Source organism: Kribbella sp. NPDC050241 (assembly GCF_044459685.1).
Classification (GTDB): Bacteria; Actinomycetota; Actinomycetes; order Propionibacteriales; family Kribbellaceae; genus Kribbella.
Genome location: NZ_JBITJE010000007.1, coordinates 62379 through 80464 on the forward strand (window position 1 = coordinate 62379; position 18086 = coordinate 80464).

Annotated in this window: 21 protein-coding genes; 16 read left to right on the top strand and 5 right to left on the bottom strand. The window is 68.1% G+C overall.

The window, feature by feature from the left end; genetic code table 11:
* Positions 1 to 22 precede the first annotated feature (22 nt).
* From ACIBG5_RS29250 to ACIBG5_RS29280, 7 genes are all read left to right on the top strand, one after another.
* A complete protein-coding gene (locus ACIBG5_RS29250) occupies positions 23 to 1012 on the top strand; it encodes a metal ABC transporter substrate-binding protein (protein WP_396394684.1) in 990 nt (329 codons plus the stop codon).
* Positions 1009 to 1773 carry a metal ABC transporter ATP-binding protein gene (locus ACIBG5_RS29255; protein ID WP_396394686.1) on the top strand — a complete coding sequence of 255 codons (765 nt, stop codon included), beginning with the start codon at positions 1009 to 1011 and terminating at the stop codon, positions 1771 to 1773. Before ACIBG5_RS29250 ends, ACIBG5_RS29255 begins: the two co-directional genes overlap by 4 nt.
* Positions 1770 to 2774 (top strand): metal ABC transporter permease, encoded by a 1005-nt coding sequence (locus tag ACIBG5_RS29260; protein WP_396394687.1) that lies wholly within the window; start codon positions 1770 to 1772, stop codon positions 2772 to 2774. The genes ACIBG5_RS29255 and ACIBG5_RS29260 overlap by 4 nt, the downstream gene beginning before the upstream one ends.
* A 61-nt stretch (positions 2775 to 2835) precedes the next feature.
* Positions 2836 to 3231: a Fur family transcriptional regulator gene (locus tag ACIBG5_RS29265; RefSeq protein ID WP_396394688.1), complete on the top strand. Its 396-nt coding sequence runs from the start codon at positions 2836 to 2838 to the stop codon at positions 3229 to 3231.
* A gap of 59 nt (positions 3232 to 3290) precedes the next feature.
* On the top strand, positions 3291 to 3770 hold the full coding sequence (locus ACIBG5_RS29270; RefSeq protein ID WP_360455681.1) for a MerR family transcriptional regulator: 480 nt from the start codon (positions 3291 to 3293) through the stop codon (positions 3768 to 3770).
* Between the two features lie 77 nt (positions 3771 to 3847).
* The gene (locus tag ACIBG5_RS29275; RefSeq protein WP_396394689.1) at positions 3848 to 4822 is read left to right on the top strand and encodes an aldo/keto reductase; all 975 of its coding nucleotides are present in this window, start codon (positions 3848 to 3850) and stop codon (positions 4820 to 4822) included.
* A gap of 84 nt (positions 4823 to 4906) precedes the next feature.
* Positions 4907 to 5395, top strand: a complete 489-nt coding sequence (locus tag ACIBG5_RS29280) for a GNAT family N-acetyltransferase (protein WP_396394690.1) — start codon at positions 4907 to 4909, stop codon at positions 5393 to 5395.
* On the opposite strand, the gene ACIBG5_RS29285 is transcribed toward ACIBG5_RS29280, so the two are convergent.
* Entirely contained in the window at positions 5392 to 6486 is a 1095-nt protein-coding gene (locus tag ACIBG5_RS29285; protein ID WP_396394692.1) for an S-(hydroxymethyl)mycothiol dehydrogenase, read from the bottom strand. The genes ACIBG5_RS29280 and ACIBG5_RS29285 overlap by 4 nt on opposite strands.
* A gap of 227 nt (positions 6487 to 6713) precedes the next feature.
* On the opposite strand from ACIBG5_RS29285, the gene ACIBG5_RS29290 reads away from it, so the two are divergent.
* The 4 genes from ACIBG5_RS29290 to ACIBG5_RS29305 all read left to right on the top strand — a co-directional run bounded on the left by ACIBG5_RS29290 (position 6714) and on the right by ACIBG5_RS29305 (position 10358).
* A complete protein-coding gene (locus ACIBG5_RS29290; RefSeq protein WP_396394693.1) occupies positions 6714 to 7592 on the top strand; it encodes an ABC transporter ATP-binding protein in 879 nt (292 codons plus the stop codon).
* Positions 7589 to 8398, top strand: a complete 810-nt coding sequence (locus tag ACIBG5_RS29295) for an ABC transporter permease (RefSeq protein ID WP_396394695.1) — start codon at positions 7589 to 7591, stop codon at positions 8396 to 8398. Before ACIBG5_RS29290 ends, ACIBG5_RS29295 begins: the two co-directional genes overlap by 4 nt.
* Before the next feature lie 98 nt (positions 8399 to 8496).
* Positions 8497 to 9717, top strand: coding sequence for a sensor histidine kinase (locus ACIBG5_RS29300; RefSeq protein ID WP_396394696.1), 1221 nt, complete (start codon positions 8497 to 8499; stop codon positions 9715 to 9717).
* Positions 9714 to 10358: a response regulator gene (locus ACIBG5_RS29305; RefSeq protein ID WP_396394697.1), complete on the top strand. Its 645-nt coding sequence runs from the start codon at positions 9714 to 9716 to the stop codon at positions 10356 to 10358. Before ACIBG5_RS29300 ends, ACIBG5_RS29305 begins: the two co-directional genes overlap by 4 nt.
* On the opposite strand, the gene ACIBG5_RS29310 is transcribed toward ACIBG5_RS29305, so the two are convergent.
* Positions 10351 to 11169: an isoprenyl transferase gene (locus ACIBG5_RS29310; RefSeq protein ID WP_396395014.1), complete on the bottom strand. Its 819-nt coding sequence runs from the start codon at positions 11167 to 11169 to the stop codon at positions 10351 to 10353. The genes ACIBG5_RS29305 and ACIBG5_RS29310 overlap by 8 nt on opposite strands.
* Before the next feature lie 150 nt (positions 11170 to 11319).
* Between ACIBG5_RS29310 and ACIBG5_RS29315 the strand changes: the two genes are divergently transcribed.
* The 5 genes from ACIBG5_RS29315 (at position 11320) to ACIBG5_RS29335 (ending at position 14796) form a co-directional block, all read left to right on the top strand.
* Positions 11320 to 11730 (top strand): hypothetical protein, encoded by a 411-nt coding sequence (locus ACIBG5_RS29315; protein ID WP_396394698.1) that lies wholly within the window; start codon positions 11320 to 11322, stop codon positions 11728 to 11730.
* A gap of 37 nt (positions 11731 to 11767) precedes the next feature.
* Positions 11768 to 12445, top strand: a complete 678-nt coding sequence (locus tag ACIBG5_RS29320) for a PIN domain-containing protein (RefSeq protein WP_396394699.1) — start codon at positions 11768 to 11770, stop codon at positions 12443 to 12445.
* A 213-nt stretch (positions 12446 to 12658) separates the two neighbouring features.
* The gene (locus tag ACIBG5_RS29325) at positions 12659 to 13261 is read left to right on the top strand and encodes a hypothetical protein (protein ID WP_396394700.1); all 603 of its coding nucleotides are present in this window, start codon (positions 12659 to 12661) and stop codon (positions 13259 to 13261) included.
* 557 nt (positions 13262 to 13818) lie between these two features.
* Positions 13819 to 14253, top strand: a complete 435-nt coding sequence (locus tag ACIBG5_RS29330; protein WP_396394702.1) for a hypothetical protein — start codon at positions 13819 to 13821, stop codon at positions 14251 to 14253.
* A gap of 156 nt (positions 14254 to 14409) precedes the next feature.
* Complete coding sequence (locus ACIBG5_RS29335) at positions 14410 to 14796, top strand: hypothetical protein (protein ID WP_396394703.1); 387 nt, start codon at positions 14410 to 14412, stop codon at positions 14794 to 14796.
* Positions 14797 to 15395: 599 nt separating this feature from the next.
* On the opposite strand, the gene recO is transcribed toward ACIBG5_RS29335, so the two are convergent.
* Genes recO through ACIBG5_RS29350 form a run of 3 tightly spaced genes read right to left on the bottom strand, consistent with a single transcriptional unit; the run spans position 15396 to position 17989 of the window.
* Entirely contained in the window at positions 15396 to 16163 is a 768-nt protein-coding gene (recO, locus tag ACIBG5_RS29340; RefSeq protein ID WP_396394704.1) for a DNA repair protein RecO, read from the bottom strand.
* 12 nt (positions 16164 to 16175) lie between these two features.
* A complete protein-coding gene (locus ACIBG5_RS29345; protein ID WP_396394706.1) occupies positions 16176 to 17003 on the bottom strand; it encodes an SDR family oxidoreductase in 828 nt (275 codons plus the stop codon).
* Positions 17000 to 17989, bottom strand: coding sequence for an aldo/keto reductase (locus tag ACIBG5_RS29350; RefSeq protein ID WP_396394708.1), 990 nt, complete (start codon positions 17987 to 17989; stop codon positions 17000 to 17002). Before ACIBG5_RS29350 ends, ACIBG5_RS29345 begins: the two co-directional genes overlap by 4 nt.
* Between the last annotated feature and the right edge of the window lie 97 nt (positions 17990 to 18086).

An 18086-nucleotide genomic window follows, 5' to 3' on the forward strand; every position in this document is an offset into this window, starting at 1 on the left:
CAACTAAATGAAAATGATTGTCATGAGATCTCGTCTTCGTGCTGTCATCGCCGGCGCCACTGCCCTGGCTGCCGTCACCCTGGCCGGATGCGGCGGCTCGTCCGCCAGCGGCTCTGCTGACGGCAAGCTCGACGTCGTGGCTTCGTTCTACCCGCTCGAGTTCATCGCCCGCACAGTGGGGGGTGATGCGGTGCACGTGACCACGCTGACCGCACCTGGTGTCGAGCCGCACGATCTCGAACTCACCCCCAAGCAGGTCGGCACGATCGCATCGGCGAAGCTCGTCGTCTACGAGAAGAGCCTGCAGCCGGCGGTCGACGAAGCGGTCGAGCAGAACGCCAAGGACGCCGGCTTCGACGTCGCCCCGGCGGCCAAGCTGGAGGCGACCGGCGCGGACTTCGAGGAGCACGAAGAGACCCAGGGCGCTGCCACGCCAGGTGACACGGTCACGCCGGCGGCCTACGTCGCCCCCGCCGCGCACTCCGACGACGCGCTCGACCCACACTTCTGGCTGGACCCGGTCCGGTACGCCGATGTCGTCAAGGCGGTCACCGACAAGCTCGTCGCCACCGACAGCGCCAACGCCGCGGGCTACCAGGAGCGGTCGAAAGCCCTGCTCGCCGACATCGGCAAGCTCGACACCGACTACAAGACCGGCCTGGCCAACTGCCGGCTCAAGACCTTCGTGACGAGCCACGAGGCCTTCGCCTACCTCGCGAAGCGATACGGTCTGACGATGGTCGGCATCGCCGGGTTCACCCCGGACGCCGAGCCGACCCCGGCCCGGATCAAGGAGGTCCAGGACATCGTGAGGGCACAGAAGGTGACCACGATCTTCTACGAGGAGCTGGTCAGCCCGAAGGTGGCCGAGACGATCGCCCGTGACGTCGGCGTGCAGACCGCCGTACTGAGCCCGATCGAGGGCCTGTCCGACGCGAACTCGCAGGAGACGTACCTGACCCTGATGCGGGAGAACCTGCAGGAGCTCCGGAAGGCGAACAGCTGCGCGTGACATCACAACCACCGGACTCCGCTCCGCCGGCCGTCCAGGTCGCCGATCTCTCGGTCGAGCTGGGTGGCCGGCTGATCCTGCGCGGCGTCGACCTGCAGATCCGCCAGGGCGAGGTGGTCGCCGTCCTCGGCACCAACGGCTCCGGCAAGTCCACCCTGATCCGGACCGTCGTCGGTCTGCTGCCCGCGGCCCGCGGACAGGTCCGCCTCTTCGGTACGCCGGTCCCCCGCTTCCGGCAGTGGAAGCGCATCGGGTACGTCCCACAGCGGATCACCGCGGCAGGCGGCGTACCGGCGACCGTGTACGAAGTGGTGTCGTCCGGACTGCTGTCGCAGCGGCGGCTGTTCACTCCGATGCACGCGTCCGGCAAGCAGGCAGTCGAGGACGCGCTGCGGATCGTCGACATGGCCGACCGGCGCAAGGACGCCGTCGCGGAGCTGTCGGGTGGGCAGCAGCAGCGGGTCCTGATCGCGCGAGCGCTGGTGTCCGACCCGGAGCTGCTCGTCCTCGACGAGCCGACGGCAGGAGTGGACCTGGCCAGCCAGCAGATCTTCGCCGACGCGATCCGGGACCGGGTCGCGTGCGGCACCACGGTGGTGATGGTGAGCCACGACCTCGGCCCGATGGACGCGCTGATCGACCGGTCCGTCGTCCTGCGCCGTGGCCGGATCGTGTACGACGGCCCGCCGCACGCCTCCCAGACCCACGCCCACGTCCACCACTCACACAGCGGCGACGAACCGGGGTGGCTCACCTCATGACCATGTTCCAACTGGAGTTCATGCAGCGGGCGCTGATCGCCGGGCTGCTCACTGGACTGTCCGCGCCTGCTATCGGCACCTACCTGGTGCAGCGGCGGTTGTCGCTCATGGGCGACGGCATCGGGCACATCGCGATCACCGGTGTGGCGCTCGGCCTGCTCACCGGCACCGCTCCGGTGTTCACCGCGGTCATCGTGTCCATCGCGGGCGCCACGGCGATCGAGCTTGTCCGCGCTCGCGGGAAGGCCAGTGGCGACGTCGCCCTCGCTCTCCTCTTCTATGGCGGCATCGCGGGCGGTGTACTGCTGATCGGCCTCGCGGGCCAAGGTGCCGCCACGCTGAACACCTATCTGTTCGGCTCGCTGACCACAGTCTCGTCCAGCGACCTGTACGTCGTCGTCGGACTGGCTGTGACCGTCCTGGTGGTCGCGATCGGACTAGGCCCGCAGTTGTTCGCGGTGTGCCAGGACGAGGAGTTCGCCCGGGTGACCGGCCTGCGGGTCCAACTGCTCAACCTGCTCATCGCAGTAATGGCTGCTGTCACTGTGACGGTGGCGATGCGGACTGTCGGCCTGCTGTTGGTGAGCGCACTCATGGTCGTCCCGGTGGCGACGGCACAGCAGATCACCCAGTCGTTCCGCAGTACGTTCGTCACGGCGTGCGTCATCGGTGTCGTCGCCTGTCTGGCCGGCATCATCACGTCGTACAACGCGAACGTCGCTCCCGGCGCGACCATCGTCGTACTGGCCCTGGCCGGGTTCGTGGTGGCGGCAACGGCCGGCACCCTGATCCGCCGCCGGCAGGGCCGGGTCGCGCCGCTGGCCGACGCGGAACCGGAGGTCGGCGTACCGGCACCGGAGCCGCATGTCGTGAGCGCCGGGCACCCACATGCGCACAATCCGCAGTGCGGCCACACCAAGGTCGAGCACGACGACCACGTCGACTATGTCCACGACGGTCATCTGCACGCCGCGCACGGTGACCATTGGGACGAGCACTGACATGAACGCCGACTTGCCGACTTCTGCGAGAATTGACGCGGACCAGAGAACAGGAGGAACGGTGGCCATCGGAACACGCTCGACCCGTCAGCGCGCGGCGGTAGCGTCGGCGCTCGACAATCTCGACGACTTCCGGACCGCCCAGGAGATCCACCAGGAGCTCCGGACCTCCGGTGAGGCCGTCGGCCTGACCACTGTCTACCGGACCCTCCAGGCGCTGGCCGACTCGCGGGAGGTCGACGTACTGCGGACCGCCGACGGCGAAACGGCGTACCGGCGCTGCTCCAAGGGTCATCACCACCACCTGGTCTGCCGCAACTGCGGCCGCACCGTCGAGGTCGAGGGGCCGGCGGTGGAACGCTGGGCCGACAAGGTCGCGGCCGAGCACGGCTACGCGGACATCAGCCACACGCTGGAGATCTTCGGCACCTGCGGGGACTGCCAGCGGCCTGCCTGAGCAGTGTGGGCCAGGTCACCTTTGCGTTTGAGCGCACTCTAAGGCGTACGGTCGAAGACATGACCACGACCGAGCTGACCGCACAGGAACGCTGGCAGGCGATCGCCGCTCACCACGGGGGCCCGGAGCCGATCGACGCCGACCTGTTGTGCCTGCTCGATCTGCCGGACGACCTGCCCGAGCGGATGACCATCGCCGAGGCCGCGGACGTCACCGGGCTCACCGCCCACACACTGCGGTACTACGAACGGATCGGACTCGTCCGCGTGGAGCGCGACGACACCGGCTACCGCAGCTACGACCGGCGGGCGCTGGCCCGGATCGTGTTCGTCACCAGGCTGCGCGTGTCCGGCATGCCGATCGGCACGGTCAGCCACTACCTCGACCTGGTCGAGGAGGGCGAGCACACGGGGCCGCAGCGGCTCGCCCTGATGGAGGAGCACCGGGCCAGGATCAAGCAGCAGTTGCACGATCTGCAGCTCGCGCTGGCGGTGACCGACTACAAGATCACCGTGTACGGCGGCACCGCCGAACCGTAAATCACCTTTTCGCCCGGCCGACGGACGCTCACGAGTCCTTCGGTGGGCGGAGCCATGCCAACTGTGGGAGCAGAGAGATGAAACTGGGAAGCACTGGAGCCGAGGTCAGCCGGCTGGGACTGGGCTGCATGGGAATGAGCTTCGCGTACGGCACCCCCGACGACCCCGAGTCGATCGCAACACTGCACCGTGCCCTCGATCTCGGCATCACGTTCCTCGACACCGCCGACCTGTACGGCTTCGGCGCGAACGAGGAGCTGGTCGGCCGGTCCATCGCCGATCGCCGGGACGAGGTGTTCCTGGCGACCAAGTTCGGCATCGTCGGCGATCCCCGCGCCGCCGCTCGCAGCGCCGTGAACGGCTCACCCGAGTACGTGCGGTCGTCGATCGACGCGTCGCTGTCCCGGCTCGGCGTCGACCACGTCGAGCTGTACTACCAGCACCGCGCGGACCCCGACGTACCGATCGAGGAGACGGTCGGGGCGATGGCGGAGCTGGTCGAGGCCGGGAAGGTGCGGTACCTCGGGTTGTCGGAGGCCTCGGCGGACACCATCCGGCGTGCGCACGCGGTCCACCCGATCACGGCGGTGCAGTCCGAGTGGTCGCTGTTCAGCCGCGACATCGAGGAAGCGGTGCTGCCGGCCTGCCGGGAGCTCGGCATCGGGATCGTGCCGTACTCGCCGCTCGGCCGCGGCCTGCTCACGGGCGCACTGCCGGCGGACCTCGCGGACGACGACTTCCGGCGTACGCTCCCTCGCTTCACCGGCGAGAACCTCGAGGCGAACCTCGAGCTGGTGGAGAAGGTCCGCGCGATCGCCCAGCGGTACGACGCGACGCCGGGCCAGGTGGCACTCGCCTGGGTGCTTGCACAGGGCAATGACGTGGTGCCGATCCCGGGTACGAAGCGGCGGCGCTACCTGGAGGAGAACTGGGCCGCGGTCGACCTGAAGCTCTCCGACGAGGACCTCGCCTCGCTGTCCGGGCTCACGCCGGCAGGCGCTCGCTACCCGGACATGAGCTGGGTCGGGCGCAGCACCGCACCGCGGGCCTGATAAACTGTTCTGCAGTAAGCCTTCCGTACCGGATCTTCTTCCGGCGGGAGGCTTTTCTGCGTTCTCACACCCTTGAGGAGATCAATGTTCGTACGGCGTGCCACCGCGGAGGACCGGGTCGTGATGGAGAGGTTGTGGCTGCTGTTCCGGCATGACATGTCCGAGTTCCAGGGCCAGCTGCCCCGGCCGGACGGGAGCTACCGGACCGAGTGGCTGGAGAAGGTGCTGAGCGGGGACCCGGAATGGGCCGGGTACCTGTTCACCGACGGCGAGAGCCCGATCGGCTTCTGCTTCATGCGGGCGCTGCAACAACCGGTGCACGTCCTGAACGCTTTCTTCATGGTGCGGCCGGTCCGGCGCAACGGTCTGGGACTGCGTGCGGTGCGGGACGTACTCGCACACCACCCTGGCCCCTGTGACGTCGCGTTCCAGGACAACAACGAGAAGGCCGTCCGCTTCTGGCAGCGCGTCGCCACCGCGGTCTCCGGCGACGTCTGGACCCAGGAGCGTCGCTCGATCCCGGGCAAGCCCGACGAGAAGCCCGACGTGTGGATCTCGTTCAAGGTGGCCTAGAACACGACCACCGAGCGCAGCACGTCGCCGTGGTGCATCTTGGTGAACGCGGCCTCGACCTCGTCCAGGGCGATCGTCTCGGAGACGAACCGGTCCAGTGGGAGGCGGCCCTGCAGGTGGAGGTCGATCAGCAGCGGGAAGTCGCGGCTCGGCAGGCAGTCGCCGTACCAGCTCGACTTGAGTGAACCGCCGCGGCCGAAGAAGTCGAGCAGCGGCATGTCGAGCGTCATGTCCGGCGTCGGTACACCGACCAGCACGACGGTGCCGGCCAGGTCGCGGGCGTAGAACGCCTGCTTCCAGGTCTCGGGCCGGCCGACCGCGTCGATCACCACGTCCGCCCCGACCCCACCGGTCAACTCCTGGACCGCCTCGACGACTCCGTCGTGGTCCAGGTCCTTGGAGTTGACCGCGTGGGTCGCACCCAGTTCCCGGGCCACCGCGAGCTTGCGCTCGTCGATGTCGAGGGCAATCACCTTCGCCGCGCCGGCGAGCCGGGCGCCGACTACGGCCGCCGTACCGACGCCACCGCAGCCGATCACAGCGACGCTGTCTCCGCGGCCGACGTTCCCGGTGTTGATGGCGGCGCCGAGCCCTGCCATCACGCCGCACCCGAGCAGGCCGGCTACCTCGGCCTTGGCGGCGGGGTCGACCTTGGTGCACTGACCGGCCGCGACGAGGGTCTTGTCGGCGAACGCGCCGATGCCGAGCGCCGGGCTCAGCTCGGTGCCGTCCTTGAGCGTCATCTTCTGCTTGGCATTGTGGGTGTTGAAGCAGTACCACGGGCGGCCGCGCAGACAGGCACGGCAGTTGCCGCAGACGGCCCGCCAGTTCAGTACGACGAAGTCCCCGGGCTCCACGTCCGTGACGCCCTCGCCGACCGACTCGACCACGCCTGCCGCCTCATGGCCGAGCAGGAACGGGAAGTCGTCGTTGATGCCACCCTCCCGGTAGTGCAGGTCCGTGTGGCAGACACCGCACGCCTGGACCTTCACCACCGCCTCGCCCGGGCCGGGATCGGGGATCGTGATCTCCTCGATCGAGACCGGCTTGCCCTTGCCTGCCGCCACTACTCCACGCACCGTCTGAGCCATGCCCAGACGCTAACCGGCTGCGGGTGGTCTCGTCATCTCACGGCGTGCCTAAGAACAGGACGTAGTCGTCTACGTATATTCCTCGTCACGCCTGATCATCACCGCTGTTTGCCCTCGCCGACCCACTACCTCCTGTCCGTAGGACACGGTCTGTCCACCGGTCGGGGGACAGGGAGTCCGCCGGGCGACGCTCCCGGGAGACGGGGCGCGGCCGGGAAGGTTGAGACATGCAGACAGACAACGCAGTGAGGGTGCGGGGGCTGGTGAAGCGGTACCCGGACAAGGTGGCGGTCGACGGGGTCGACCTGGACATCCAGCACGGTGAGGTGTTCGCCCTGCTCGGGCCGAACGGCGCCGGCAAAACGACGACCGTGGAGATTCTGGAGGGGTATCGCCACGCCGACGAGGGCGAGGTCAGCGTGCTGGGCACCGATCCGGCGCACGGGGGCCGGCAGTGGCGGGCGCGGCTCGGGATCGTGTCGCAGACCTCCCGCGACGAGGCCGAACTGTCCGTCGCCGAGCTGGTCCACCACTTCGCCGGGTACTACCCGAACCCGCGTGACCCCGACGAGGTGATCGCCGCGGTCGGTCTGGAGGAGAAGCGCCGTACCCGGACCCGCAAGCTGTCCGGCGGTCAGCGCCGCCGCCTCGACGTCGCGCTCGGCGTGGTCGGCAACCCCGAACTGCTGTTCCTGGACGAGCCGACCACCGGGTTCGACCCCGAGGCGCGCCGGCGGTTCTGGACGCTGATCGAGAACCTCCGCACCGAGGGCACCACCATCTTGCTCACCACCCACTACCTGGACGAGGCCGAGCACCTGGCCGACCGGGTCGCCGTGATCGCCGACGGCCGGATGATCGAGGTCGCGACCCCCGACACGCTCGGCGGGCGCGGCGCTCGGACCGCACGGGTCTCCTGGCTGTCTGTCGACGGGATGCGCGAGGTGCGCACCGATCACCCGACCGCCGAAGTCGCGCGCCTGATGGCCCAGTACGACGGCGAGGTGCCGGAGCTGCAGGTACGGCGGCCGAGCCTGGAAGACATCTACCTGGAACTGATCGGGGCGGTCGCGGCCGCTCCGGTCCTGGAAGGAGCGGTTCGATGAGCACGGCGTTGCCCTCCCCCCTCAAGATCGGCGTCTCGCGGACCCGCCTGGAGGTGAAGGAGTTCTTCCGGGAGCGGGAGCAGCTGATCTTCACGTTCCTCTTCCCGATCATCTTCCTCGGCATCTTCTCCGCCGTGTTCAGCGGCACCGACTTCTCCGGCGGCGTCGACGCGGCCACCTACTTCACCCCGGGAATGATTGCCTCCGGCATCTTCCTGACCAGCTTCCAGTCGCTGTCCATCGGCATCGCGATCGAGCGCGACCAGGACGTGCTGAAGCGGCTGCGCGGTACGCCGATGTCCTCCCAGTCGTACTTCATCGGCAAGATCGGCGTCGTCCTGGTCACCTCCGTCCTGCAGTTCGGGCTGCTGCTCGCGATCGCCGGACTGCTGCTCGGCGTCGACATCCCGAGCGAGCCGGAGAAGTGGCTGAACTTCGTCTGGATCTTCATCCTCGGTACGGCGTCCGGGTGCGTGCTGGGGATCGCGTTCTCCGTCGTACCGAAGTCCGGTCGGGCCGCGTCCGCGGTGGTGACGCCGGTAGTCCTGCTGCTGCAGTTCATCTCCGGTGTGTACTTCGTCTACAGCAGCCTGCCGGCCTGGATGCGCACGGTGGCGGAGATCTTCCCGCTGAAGTGGCTCGCGCAGGGCATGCGGTCGGTGTTCCTGCCGGACGGGTTCGAGGTGAACGAGCCGGGCGGTTCGTGGCAGCTCGGAACCGGTGCGATCGTGCTGTCGGTCTGGCTGGTGGTCGGCCTCCTCGTTGCCCAGCGCGTCTTCCGCTGGACCCGCCGGGACGCGGGCTGATGAAGCAGCAACCCGGTACGGCGTCGGCCCCGGTGGCCCGGCGCCGTACCGTGTCCGCCGGGGGCGCACCCCGTGTGTGGGTCCTGGTGTGGAGGAAAATGGTGACCGTGGATACGACGAAGCGGGTGGACCAGCCGGTCTGGACGCGCACGCTGGTCGGTTGGCACGTCGTGTTCTGGGTTCTGCTGGCGACGACGCTGGTGGTGTCCTTCACGGTCGACCTGAGCCCGGTCCGGCGTGCCTTCTTCGTCGGTGCGGTGGTGGTGCTCGGGGCGGCGTACCAGTTCATTGGGCTGCCCGCGATCAGGTCCCGGCGGCGGCTGCCGTCGCACACCTATCGATTGATCATGATCGCGTGCCTGATGGTGCTGGTCGGGCTGTTCCCGCAGTCGGTGTTCCTGATGTTCATCGTGTCGGCACAGATCTGGTTGCTCGGCGAGGACGTACGCGAGGGTGCGGCGTTCAGTGTGCTGCTGGTGATCGGGGTCGGCGCCGCGCAGCTGTGGAGCGCGGGGTGGGGCTGGGACACGTTCTGGGAGGTCCTGCCGTGGATGCTGGTCAGCCTGGTGGTGAGCCTGCTGTTCGGCATCTGGATCGAGAAGGTGATCACGCAGAGCGAGCAGCGGGCGGAGCTGATCGAACAGCTGGAGTCGGCCCGCGACGAACTGGCCGAGGCGCACCACAGCGCCGGCGTGATGGCCGAGCGGGAACGGATGGCCCGCGAGATCCACGACACGCTCGCGCAGGGCATGACCAGCATCGTGATGCTCGCCCAGGCGGCCGCCGTAGAGCTCCAGCGCGGCGGTACGGACGGAGCGGCGGCACGGTTGGCCGCGATCGAGGACACGGCCCGGGAGAACCTCGCCGAGGCCCGCGCGTTGGTTGCCGCGTTCACCCCGGTTGCGTTGTCGGAGGCAACGTTGACCGAGGTACTACGTCGGCAGGCCGAACGGTTCGCGGCCGAGACCGGTGTCGACGTACAGGTGTCGCTCGATCTGCCGGACGAGGAGGTCGCGGCGCTACCGCAAGCGCAGCAGGTCGTGCTGCTGCGGGCTGCTCAGGAGGCGCTGGCGAACGTACGGAAGCATGCGCGGGCGACACAGGTCCTGATCACGCTGGGGTTGTCCGACGGCCGGGTATGGATCGAGATCCGGGACGACGGGTCCGGGTTCGCGCCGGCAGCAGTGTCCGGGGGCTTCGGGCTGGCCGCGATGCGCGGGCGGGTCGAGGAGTCCGGGGGTTCGGTGCAGGTGGAGAGTGCGCCGGGCCGCGGTACCAGGGTCCAGGTGTTGATGCCGGCTGGTCAGGAGGACGTGTGATTCGGGTTCTGGTGGTCGACGACCATCCAGTGGTGCGGTCCGGGCTGACCGGCATGCTCTCCGTCACCGAGGACATCGAGGTGGTCGGCGAGGCCGGCGACGGTTCGGAGGCCCACGCGCTGGTCGAGTCGGCGCGGCCGGACGTCGTACTCATGGATCTGCGGATGCCCCGGACGGACGGGGTCACTGCCACCGGCGCGATCGTGTCCGGGTATCCGTCGACGCGCGTGCTCGTGCTGACGACGTACGACACCGACACCGACATCCTGCACGCGGTCGAGGCGGGCGCGGCGGGGTACCTGCTGAAGGACACTCCGCATGCCGATCTGCTGGACGGGATCCGGGCGGCGGCGCGTGGAGAGACCGTGCTCGCGCCTCCGGTCGCGGCGCGGCTGATGTCGCGGTTGCGTACACCTAGTACGCCGCCCGCCGCGCAGCCGTCACCGCGTGAGCTCGAGGTGCTGGCGGCTGTCGCGCGGGGTTTGAGCAACGCCGAGATCGGGCGGGAGCTGTACATCGGCGAGGCCACGGTGAAGACGCATCTGCAGCGGCTCTTCACCAAGCTCGACGTGGACGACCGGACTCGCGCGGTGACGGTCGCCTACGAACGCGGGTTGTTGCCTAACCCTCGTACTACTTGACGCTCGTGGGGTTGGCGCTCGTGGGGTTGACTTCGTTGGTGGGGTTGACTTCGTTGGGGATGGCGCCGCCGTAGCGGCGGTCGCGCTGGGCGTAGATCTCGATCGCGCGCCACAGGTCGCGACGGTCGAAGTCCGGCCACAACGTGTCCAGGAAGACCATCTCGGCGTACGCGAGCTGCCAGACCAGGAAGTTGCTCGTCCGCTGCTCGCCCGACGACCGGACGAACAGATCAACCTCGGGGATGTCCGGCGCGTACAGATGCCGCGCGATCGTCTGCTCGGTGATCCGGCCCGGCTTGAGCTTGCCCTCGGCAACTTCCACCGCGATCTTGCGCACCGCGTCGGCGATCTCGGCGCGACCGCCGTAGTTCACGCAGAACTGCAGCGTGATCGTGTCGTTGTCCTTGGTCCGCTTCTGCGCGTACTCCAGCTCGTCGATCACGCTCTTCCACAACCGCGGCCGGCGCCCCGACCACACCACCCGGACTCCCATCGCGTCCAGCTCGTCCCGCCGGCGATGGATCACCTCACGGTTGAACCCCATCAGGAACCGCACCTCTTCCGGCGACCGCGCCCAGTTCTCCGTCGAGAACGCGTACGCCGAGATGTACTTCACCCCGATCTCGATCCCACCCTTGATCACATCCAGCAGCGAAGCCTCCCCCGCCCTGTGCCCCTCCGTCCGAGCCAACCCCCGCTGCTTGGCCCACCGCCCATTCCCATCCATGACAATCGCCACGTGCTTCGGCACCAACTCCTTAGGCACCCCCGGCACCACAGCCCCCGACGGATGCGCCTCCGGCGCCACCACCACCTTCTCCCCCCGCGACCCCTCCACACCCCGACGACGACGACCAATAGGCGACATACCCCGATTTTCTCCTACCCGCTGGCCGCCGCCCCTGCAGGGGCCTGTGGATAACTCCCCGTCCGCCCGATCGAGGCCAATAGACTCGCGATCATGGATGCGATGCCTGGGCGCCCCGAGGTCTTTCTGTTGGAGGACGACGAACGGGTGGTCGTGCCTGGCGGACCCACGCTCGTCGGGCCGCACGGGGAACGCCGCGAGATCCCGGCCAAGGTGTACGACGTGATGCGGTTCGTCGAGGCGGCTCTGCTTCAAGGTCTGGCTGTTCAGGTCACACCGTTGCGGTCCGAACTGACGATCGACGAGGCGGCGGACGCGATCGAGATGGATCGCGACGAACTCCGGCTGTACGCGAGTCGCGGCGACCTTCCCATCCGGTCGTCCGAGTATGGCGACTGGGTCCGGCTGGCCGACGTACTCGCGTTGAACGCGCGCGTCAACACCGAGCGCGAGCAGGCGCTGCAGGCGATGGCCGAGGACGACGGCTCCGGCGCGGGCCGCTGACATCGCCAGGCGCCCTCGCGCGTTTCTCGATGCCAACGTGCTCCTGGGACAACTGACGACCGACATACTGCTGAGCCTCGCCTACGAGCGGCTGCTCGTGCCGAAATGGTCCGCTCAGGTCCTCGACGAGGTGAAGCGGAATCGACCGGCGGGAGTCACGGCGGAACGAATGGACGCCCGCTTCACCCAGATGAACAAGGCCTTCCCCGCCGCGCTGACCTCCGGGTACGACGCTCTGATGCCAGAGATGCACGCGGACCCGAAGGACACCCATGTACTCGCCGCAGCGGTGCACTCGCGGTCCAACGTCCTGGTCACCGAGAACCTGAAGGACTTCGACCCGCCATTAACTGGCCCGCACGCCATGAAGGTCGAGCGAACCTCAACCTTCCTGAACCGCCTCCTCGCCGAGAACCCGGACCGAGTCCTCGCCGCCCTGCACACAATGCTCCACCGCAACCGCCGCGAGCCACGAACCATGCCGGAACTCATCACCAAACTGGCCTCACAACACGACCTCAAGTCATTCGCCCACAACCTGAACTCCGTTATCCCGCCTCACCAACGCGCGGTGCCAGCCGAGGCCCCACTCGCGATCGCTCTCAACGAAACAACCCCACCAACGAGAGCGCCCCTCCATCCCACGACCACCCCCGAACCACACACCGCCCACCAACCGCCGTCGCGGATCCGCAACCTCAACCGCGGCCTCTGAGCACGTTCGTCGGGCAGCGACCAGCGAGTCACGCTGAGCGGTGCTGCTGGGGTGCCTGCGGACTTGTTCGAGCTCGAACCCAACCTGGCGCAAGCCTCCGAGACGCCCAGCCCCGCCTCACTCGCACCGTCCAGACACCTGTGGACAACTCCCCCGTCCGAACACCCTCCGTATGACACCCTTACACCAACAGCAACCCCAGATCGGAGCCAGATGACCCACCGACCGGCCCTCGGACCCGCCGCCGCAGCCATCTGCGCTCTCCTGGCACTAACCGCCTGCCAAGCCTCCCCCGAAGCCGGCCACCCCAACACCACCCCCACCTCCCCTTCCCCCACCCCAACGGCCCCTTCCACTCCTACCTGGACGCCGGAAGAGCAGCAGGCGATCACCGCCGCGACGACGCAGTACACGACGGCCCGCGCCGCGATCGACGCAGCACTCCACAGTCCATCGACAGCGAGCCGTGCAAATCTTCAGCAGGCCGGGGTCGGTGGTGAGTGGATGATCCAGGTCCTAGGCGATGTGAAGTTCAACCAGGACCGTGGTTGGTATCAGGAAGGCAAGGTTGCAGTGACCTCGCTGGCTGTCGCATCAGTCAAGCTTGATGCGTCACAACCCCAGATCCTGCTAAACGTTTGCCTGGACACGTCCAAGACGTCAATCCGCTACCAGACAACACGCAAGCCAGTGCCGGTAGGTCCAGGAAACGGAGACCGGCATAAGGCTCAAGCAGCACTGGTCTACGCGCCTCCGGCCGGTCAAACCAAGAAGATGTGGTTCCTCATCGACGAGAAGGAAGCGGGCGCGTGCTGACGTCCGTGGCCCGGCCGCTCGCGACGGTTGTCCTGCTACTGACGGCAATGTTCATACAGGGCGGCGCGGCCGCGGCAGGGAACGAGCTGCCGCCGAAGCCCCAGGGCGACTACGTACCGGTCTGCTATACCAACCACAAATGTGTATGGATTCTGCGTTCCGTCGCCGAGGGCAAACCCCCGGACACAATCCCTCCGGGTAAGAAGCCGGCTCAGAAGGCGAAGCCAGCCTGTCAGTTTGGCGGTGCTCTACAGGCGTGCACCTCGGCTCTAGGAAATTGGTCAAACAGCCAACAGTGCTACCTGCAGAGCCTCAGCCCTCAACCTCCGTTTAGCGACGCGCGTTGGCAGGGGCACACAGACGGAAGTATCTGGGGTTGTGTGCGGGAGCAGGGGTATGACCAGGGCCGACATTTGGTCACTAGGTGGGTGTGGCTGCCGGGCGAAGCCGACACTGTGGTGATTGATCCGGTTACGTTGGCTTATCGGGCGGTCGCGGCTATGCAGTTGGGTCCGCCTTTGGTGAAGTCGGCGCCTGGGGTGGGGCAGGTCGGGCTGGTGAATATGCCGGTGTGGTTGTGGGTGGAGAAGACGGAGAACACGTGGGGACCGATTGTGCGGAGTGCGAGTGTGCCGGGGTTGTCGGTGACGGCTACCGCGCATGTGAAGGCGGTCAACTGGGCGCTCGGGGATGGGAACACGGTTCGGTGTGAGGGACCGGGTACGCCGTACGACAAGGCGATGGGCATCAAGGACTCCCCCGACTGCGGGCATCGGTACAAGAAGACCTCGCGAGAGCTCCCGAAGTGCACCTACCCAGTCACCGCCACCGCGCAATGGGACATCACCTGGCAGAGCACGCTGGGCGACACCGGGCAGATCTCCATGACCCAGCAGGCCGGTACGCAACTGCGGATCGGAGAGGCAATTCCTGTGCTGGTTGATCCTGATGGAGGCGAGGTCGCGGCGCCGGCCAAGGGTGGCTGTGGATAACTCGGACTCTCGTTGCCGCGGAACGAATACATTCAGAGCATGAGTGGACTGCTTGGCGTTGACGAGCTTCGTGCGGATCTGGCTAGCGTACTGGCGAGATTCCGGGGCGGACGTACTCGGGCCTTCAGCTTTGGCGATGGTGAGCCGGAGGCCGTGATGCTCACGTACGAGGAGTTCGAGGATCTCGGCGGGGAGGCCAAGTTCGGGGCCCTGGGCGAGGCGGTGGAACCAGGTGAATTGGCGACGCGGTTGCGCGGGGTTGTAGAGGCCTGGCGGGGTGGGAGTGGGCTCCCCGTGGTGTGGGGGGAAGAGGGCGAGCCGGAAGCCCTCGTGATGTCGACCGCGCAGTATCGGGACTTGCGGGGGGATGACCAGCCGCCGGCAGGGGTGGTGGACGACCCGACCGTTCGCGTGTACGCGACTGAACCGCTGCCCGGCAGTCGGCCGCTGGATCTGGACGAGTGGGCGGCCAACGATCCGTTTACACGGGAGCTTCTCGACGAGATTCGGGCCGAGGAGAGACCGCCGAGTGATGAGCGGTGACACCAGGTACCTGATCGTCGGTCACGAGAAGTTCCACCGGGACCTGCACTTCCTGCGTCAGCAGGCGAAGGCTGGCGCAGGCTCCTACCGTCAGCTGTACCGCGAAGTCCTGCGCGAGATCGAGCGGCTCCGGGCCGGGACAGCGGACGGTCACCACGCACTCGGTTATGAGTCGGGGAAGGGTGATCTCCGGGACTGCGTGACGTCGTACCTTCAGTCGGTTCCGGAGCGGAAGGCTGACTACCGGCTGGTGTTCCGCGAGATCGGGCCGACCGCGCCCGGTGAGTTGCCACGGCGCGAGTTGCTGGCCGTCAAGGCGCGGGGAGGTCGGAACAACATCTATGCGCATGTTTGTGCTCGGCTGAATCGGGGTTCGTACGATCGGCAGCCGGGGCTTGACCGGTTTGGGGAGCGAGGGGCTGGGTCGGGTGGGAACGAGCTAGACCGGCAGGCGGAGTTGGATGTCAAGCGGGCTATTGCTCATGCGTGGGCGGGGCAGCAGCCGTTGAGGAGTTCGCGGCCGCTTGGTGTCGGCGGGCGGAGGGGCGGTTCTCCAAGCGAGGCGCCGGGGCGGCGGCCGATCGGGGCGCGGAGTGGGCCTACTGGGTGGCCGGGGTGGGAGCGGTAGGGCGGTCGGGGGTGAGGTCTAGGTGGGGGAGGGAGCGGAGTTGGTGGTCTTGGTGGTAGGTGAAGAAGGCGGCTATCAGGCCGGTGGCTTCTCGGCGGGTTCGGGGGTCGGCTTGGAGGGCGGTGGGCCAGTCGCCGGTGAGGAGGGCGGACAGGTGGGTGACGGTGGTGGGGGCCGGCATGGCTGAGGCCGGCGGGCGGCAGGAGGAGCAGACCATGCCGCCGGAGGCTGGGTTGAAGGCTCGGTGGGGGCCTGGTTCGCCGCAGCGGGCGCAGTCGGCGAAGGACGGCGCGTAGCCGGAGATCGCCAGGGAGCGGAGGAGGAAGGAGTCGAGGACGAGGCCTGGTTCGCGTTCGCCGGTGGAGAGGACGCGGAGGGCGCCGGCGAGCAGCAGGTGCTGCTGGGTGGCGGGTTCCTTCTCCTCGACGACGAGACGGTCGGCGGTCTCAAGGAGGACGGTGCCGGTGGTGTACCGGGCGTAGTCGCCGACGATTCCTTCGCCGTACGCCGCGATCGAGACGGCCTGGGTGACGACGTCGAGGGTGCGGCCGGTGGCGAGTTGGAGGTCGACGTGGCTGAACGGTTCGAGGCGGGCACCGAAGCGGGACGAGGTACGGCGGACTCCTTTGGCGACCGCGCGGATCTTGCCGCGGCCGCGGGTCAGCAGCGTCGCGATCCGGTCCGCCTCACCCAGTTTCTGGGTGCGCAGCACGATCGCCTCATCCCGATAGAGCGGCACGCGGTCAGTGTCTCATCCGGGGGCGACAATCTCCTCGAGGCCCATGGGCGCCCGCCCGGTGATGTCTTGGACGGCGGTGGAGATGTGACTGAGTTCGCCGCTGGCGATGGCGGCGTACGACGTGACCCAGCCGGCTACCTCCCAGGCGGGCGCACCGTAGCACTCGCGTGAGCGGTAGGCCTCGTCCAGGGTCTCGGGCTCGTAGCGGACCTTCCGGCCGAGCGCGTCGGACAGTACGCCGGCCGCCTCGGCCAGCGTGAAGGCGGAAGGACCCGTCAGCTCGTACGTGGCCCCAGCATGCGCCGAGTCCGCAAGGACGCGGGCCGCAGCAGCAGCCACGTCGTCGCGGGCGACTGCCGCGACCCGGCCGTCCCCCGCCGGACCCCGGATCACTCCGTCCTCACCGACGAACCCCGGTACGGAGTCCAGGTACAGGTTGTCCCGCAGGAACGTGAAGTCCACGTCCAGCGACCGGATGTGCTGCTCGGTGTGCCAGTGGTCGCGGGCGAAGGTGAACGTCGCCCCCGGTGCGGCTCCGGCGAACGACGTGTACACGATCCGCCGTACGCCGGCCGCCACCGCCGCATCGACCGTTGCCTTGTGCAACGCCACCCGATCCGCCGACTCCGTTGCGCTGAGCAACATCAGGGTGTCGACCCCGTCCAGCGCGTTCAGCAGTGCCGCGTGCTCGCCGTACGCCGCCTGCGCCACCTCGGCACCGGGGAGCGAAGGAGCCCGCGCCGGATCCCGCACGAGCAGCCGCTGGGGTACGCCGGAATCGGCCAGCAGCCGGGCGATCCGGGAACCGAGCTGCCCGGTGGATCCGGTGACGCCGATCACTTGCCCACCAGGTCCATCCCGCCGTCGGTATAGCGCTGCCCGGTCGCCGCATCAGCCGGGAACGCCGCGTCCAGAGCGGCGAGCTCATCAGCCGTCAGCGTGATGTCGGCGGCACCGAGGTTCTCGGCCAGGTACTTGCGCCGCTTCGTCCCCGGGATCGGCGCAACGTTGTTGCCCTGAGCAAGCAGCCACGCCAGTGCGAGCTGACCGGCGGTCACACCCTTCGCCGCCGCCAGCTCCCGGACCTTCTCCACCAGGTCCAGGTTGCGCTGGAAGTTCTCGCCCATGAACCGCGGCAGCCCGCGCCGCATGTCGTCCGGCTCGAAGTCGTCCGGCGACTTCAGTTGCCCGGTGAGGAACCCTCGCCCGAGCGGGCTGAACGGCACGAACCCGATCCCGAGCTCGCGCAGCGTCGGCAGTACGACGGTCTCCGGGTCGCGCGTCCACAGCGACCACTCGCTCTGGACGGCGCTGATCGGGTGCACCGCGTGCGCGGCTCGAACCGTGTCGCCGTTGACCTCGGACAGGCCGAGGTACCGCACCTTGCCCGCCTCCACCATCGAGGCCATCGCGCCGACGGTCTCCTCGATCGGGATCTGCGGGTCCTTGCGGTGCAGGTACCAGAGGTCGACGTGGTCCACGCCGAGCCGCCGCAGCGACGCATCGATCGCCTGCCGCGCGTAGCCGGGCGACCCGTCGACGACGTTCGGGAGCGCCGTGCCGCTCGCGGGCTTCTTGAAGCCGAACTTGGTCGCCAGCACCACCTGGTCGCGGCGGCCGGCCAGCCCGCGGCCGACGAGTTCCTCGTTCGCGCCGTCGCCGTACACGTCGGCGGTGTCGATGAAGGTGCAGCCGGCGTCGATGGCGGCGTGCAGGGTCGCGATGGACTCCGCCTCGTCCGTGGTCGCACCGTAGGACTGGGACATCCCCATGCAGCCGAGGCCGAGGCAGGAAACGGTCAGGTCACCGAGCTGGGATTCACGCATGTGCCGAACCTACCGTCGTCACCGGTTGCGTAGGGCAACCCCCCTCGGGCGATCACCGTCCGTGATCGCGTTCCTGCCTAGACAACAACTCCGTGAC

Coding starts and splice junctions, on each gene's coding strand:
- ACIBG5_RS29250 (WP_396394684.1), top strand. CDS start 23: ATGAGATCTCGTCTTCGTGCTGTCATCGCCGGCGCCACTGCCCTGGCT.
- ACIBG5_RS29260 (WP_396394687.1), top strand. CDS start 1,770: ATGACCATGTTCCAACTGGAGTTCATGCAGCGGGCGCTGATCGCCGGG.
- ACIBG5_RS29270 (WP_360455681.1), top strand. CDS start 3,291: ATGACCACGACCGAGCTGACCGCACAGGAACGCTGGCAGGCGATCGCC.
- ACIBG5_RS29275 (WP_396394689.1), top strand. CDS start 3,848: ATGAAACTGGGAAGCACTGGAGCCGAGGTCAGCCGGCTGGGACTGGGC.
- ACIBG5_RS29280 (WP_396394690.1), top strand. CDS start 4,907: ATGTTCGTACGGCGTGCCACCGCGGAGGACCGGGTCGTGATGGAGAGG.
- ACIBG5_RS29285 (WP_396394692.1), bottom strand. CDS start 6,486: ATGGCTCAGACGGTGCGTGGAGTAGTGGCGGCAGGCAAGGGCAAGCCG.
- ACIBG5_RS29290 (WP_396394693.1), top strand. CDS start 6,714: ATGCAGACAGACAACGCAGTGAGGGTGCGGGGGCTGGTGAAGCGGTAC.
- ACIBG5_RS29295 (WP_396394695.1), top strand. CDS start 7,589: ATGAGCACGGCGTTGCCCTCCCCCCTCAAGATCGGCGTCTCGCGGACC.
- ACIBG5_RS29300 (WP_396394696.1), top strand. CDS start 8,497: ATGGTGACCGTGGATACGACGAAGCGGGTGGACCAGCCGGTCTGGACG.
- ACIBG5_RS29315 (WP_396394698.1), top strand. CDS start 11,320: ATGGATGCGATGCCTGGGCGCCCCGAGGTCTTTCTGTTGGAGGACGAC.
- ACIBG5_RS29325 (WP_396394700.1), top strand. CDS start 12,659: ATGACCCACCGACCGGCCCTCGGACCCGCCGCCGCAGCCATCTGCGCT.
- ACIBG5_RS29335 (WP_396394703.1), top strand. CDS start 14,410: ATGCTCACGTACGAGGAGTTCGAGGATCTCGGCGGGGAGGCCAAGTTC.
- ACIBG5_RS29350 (WP_396394708.1), bottom strand. CDS start 17,989: ATGCGTGAATCCCAGCTCGGTGACCTGACCGTTTCCTGCCTCGGCCTC.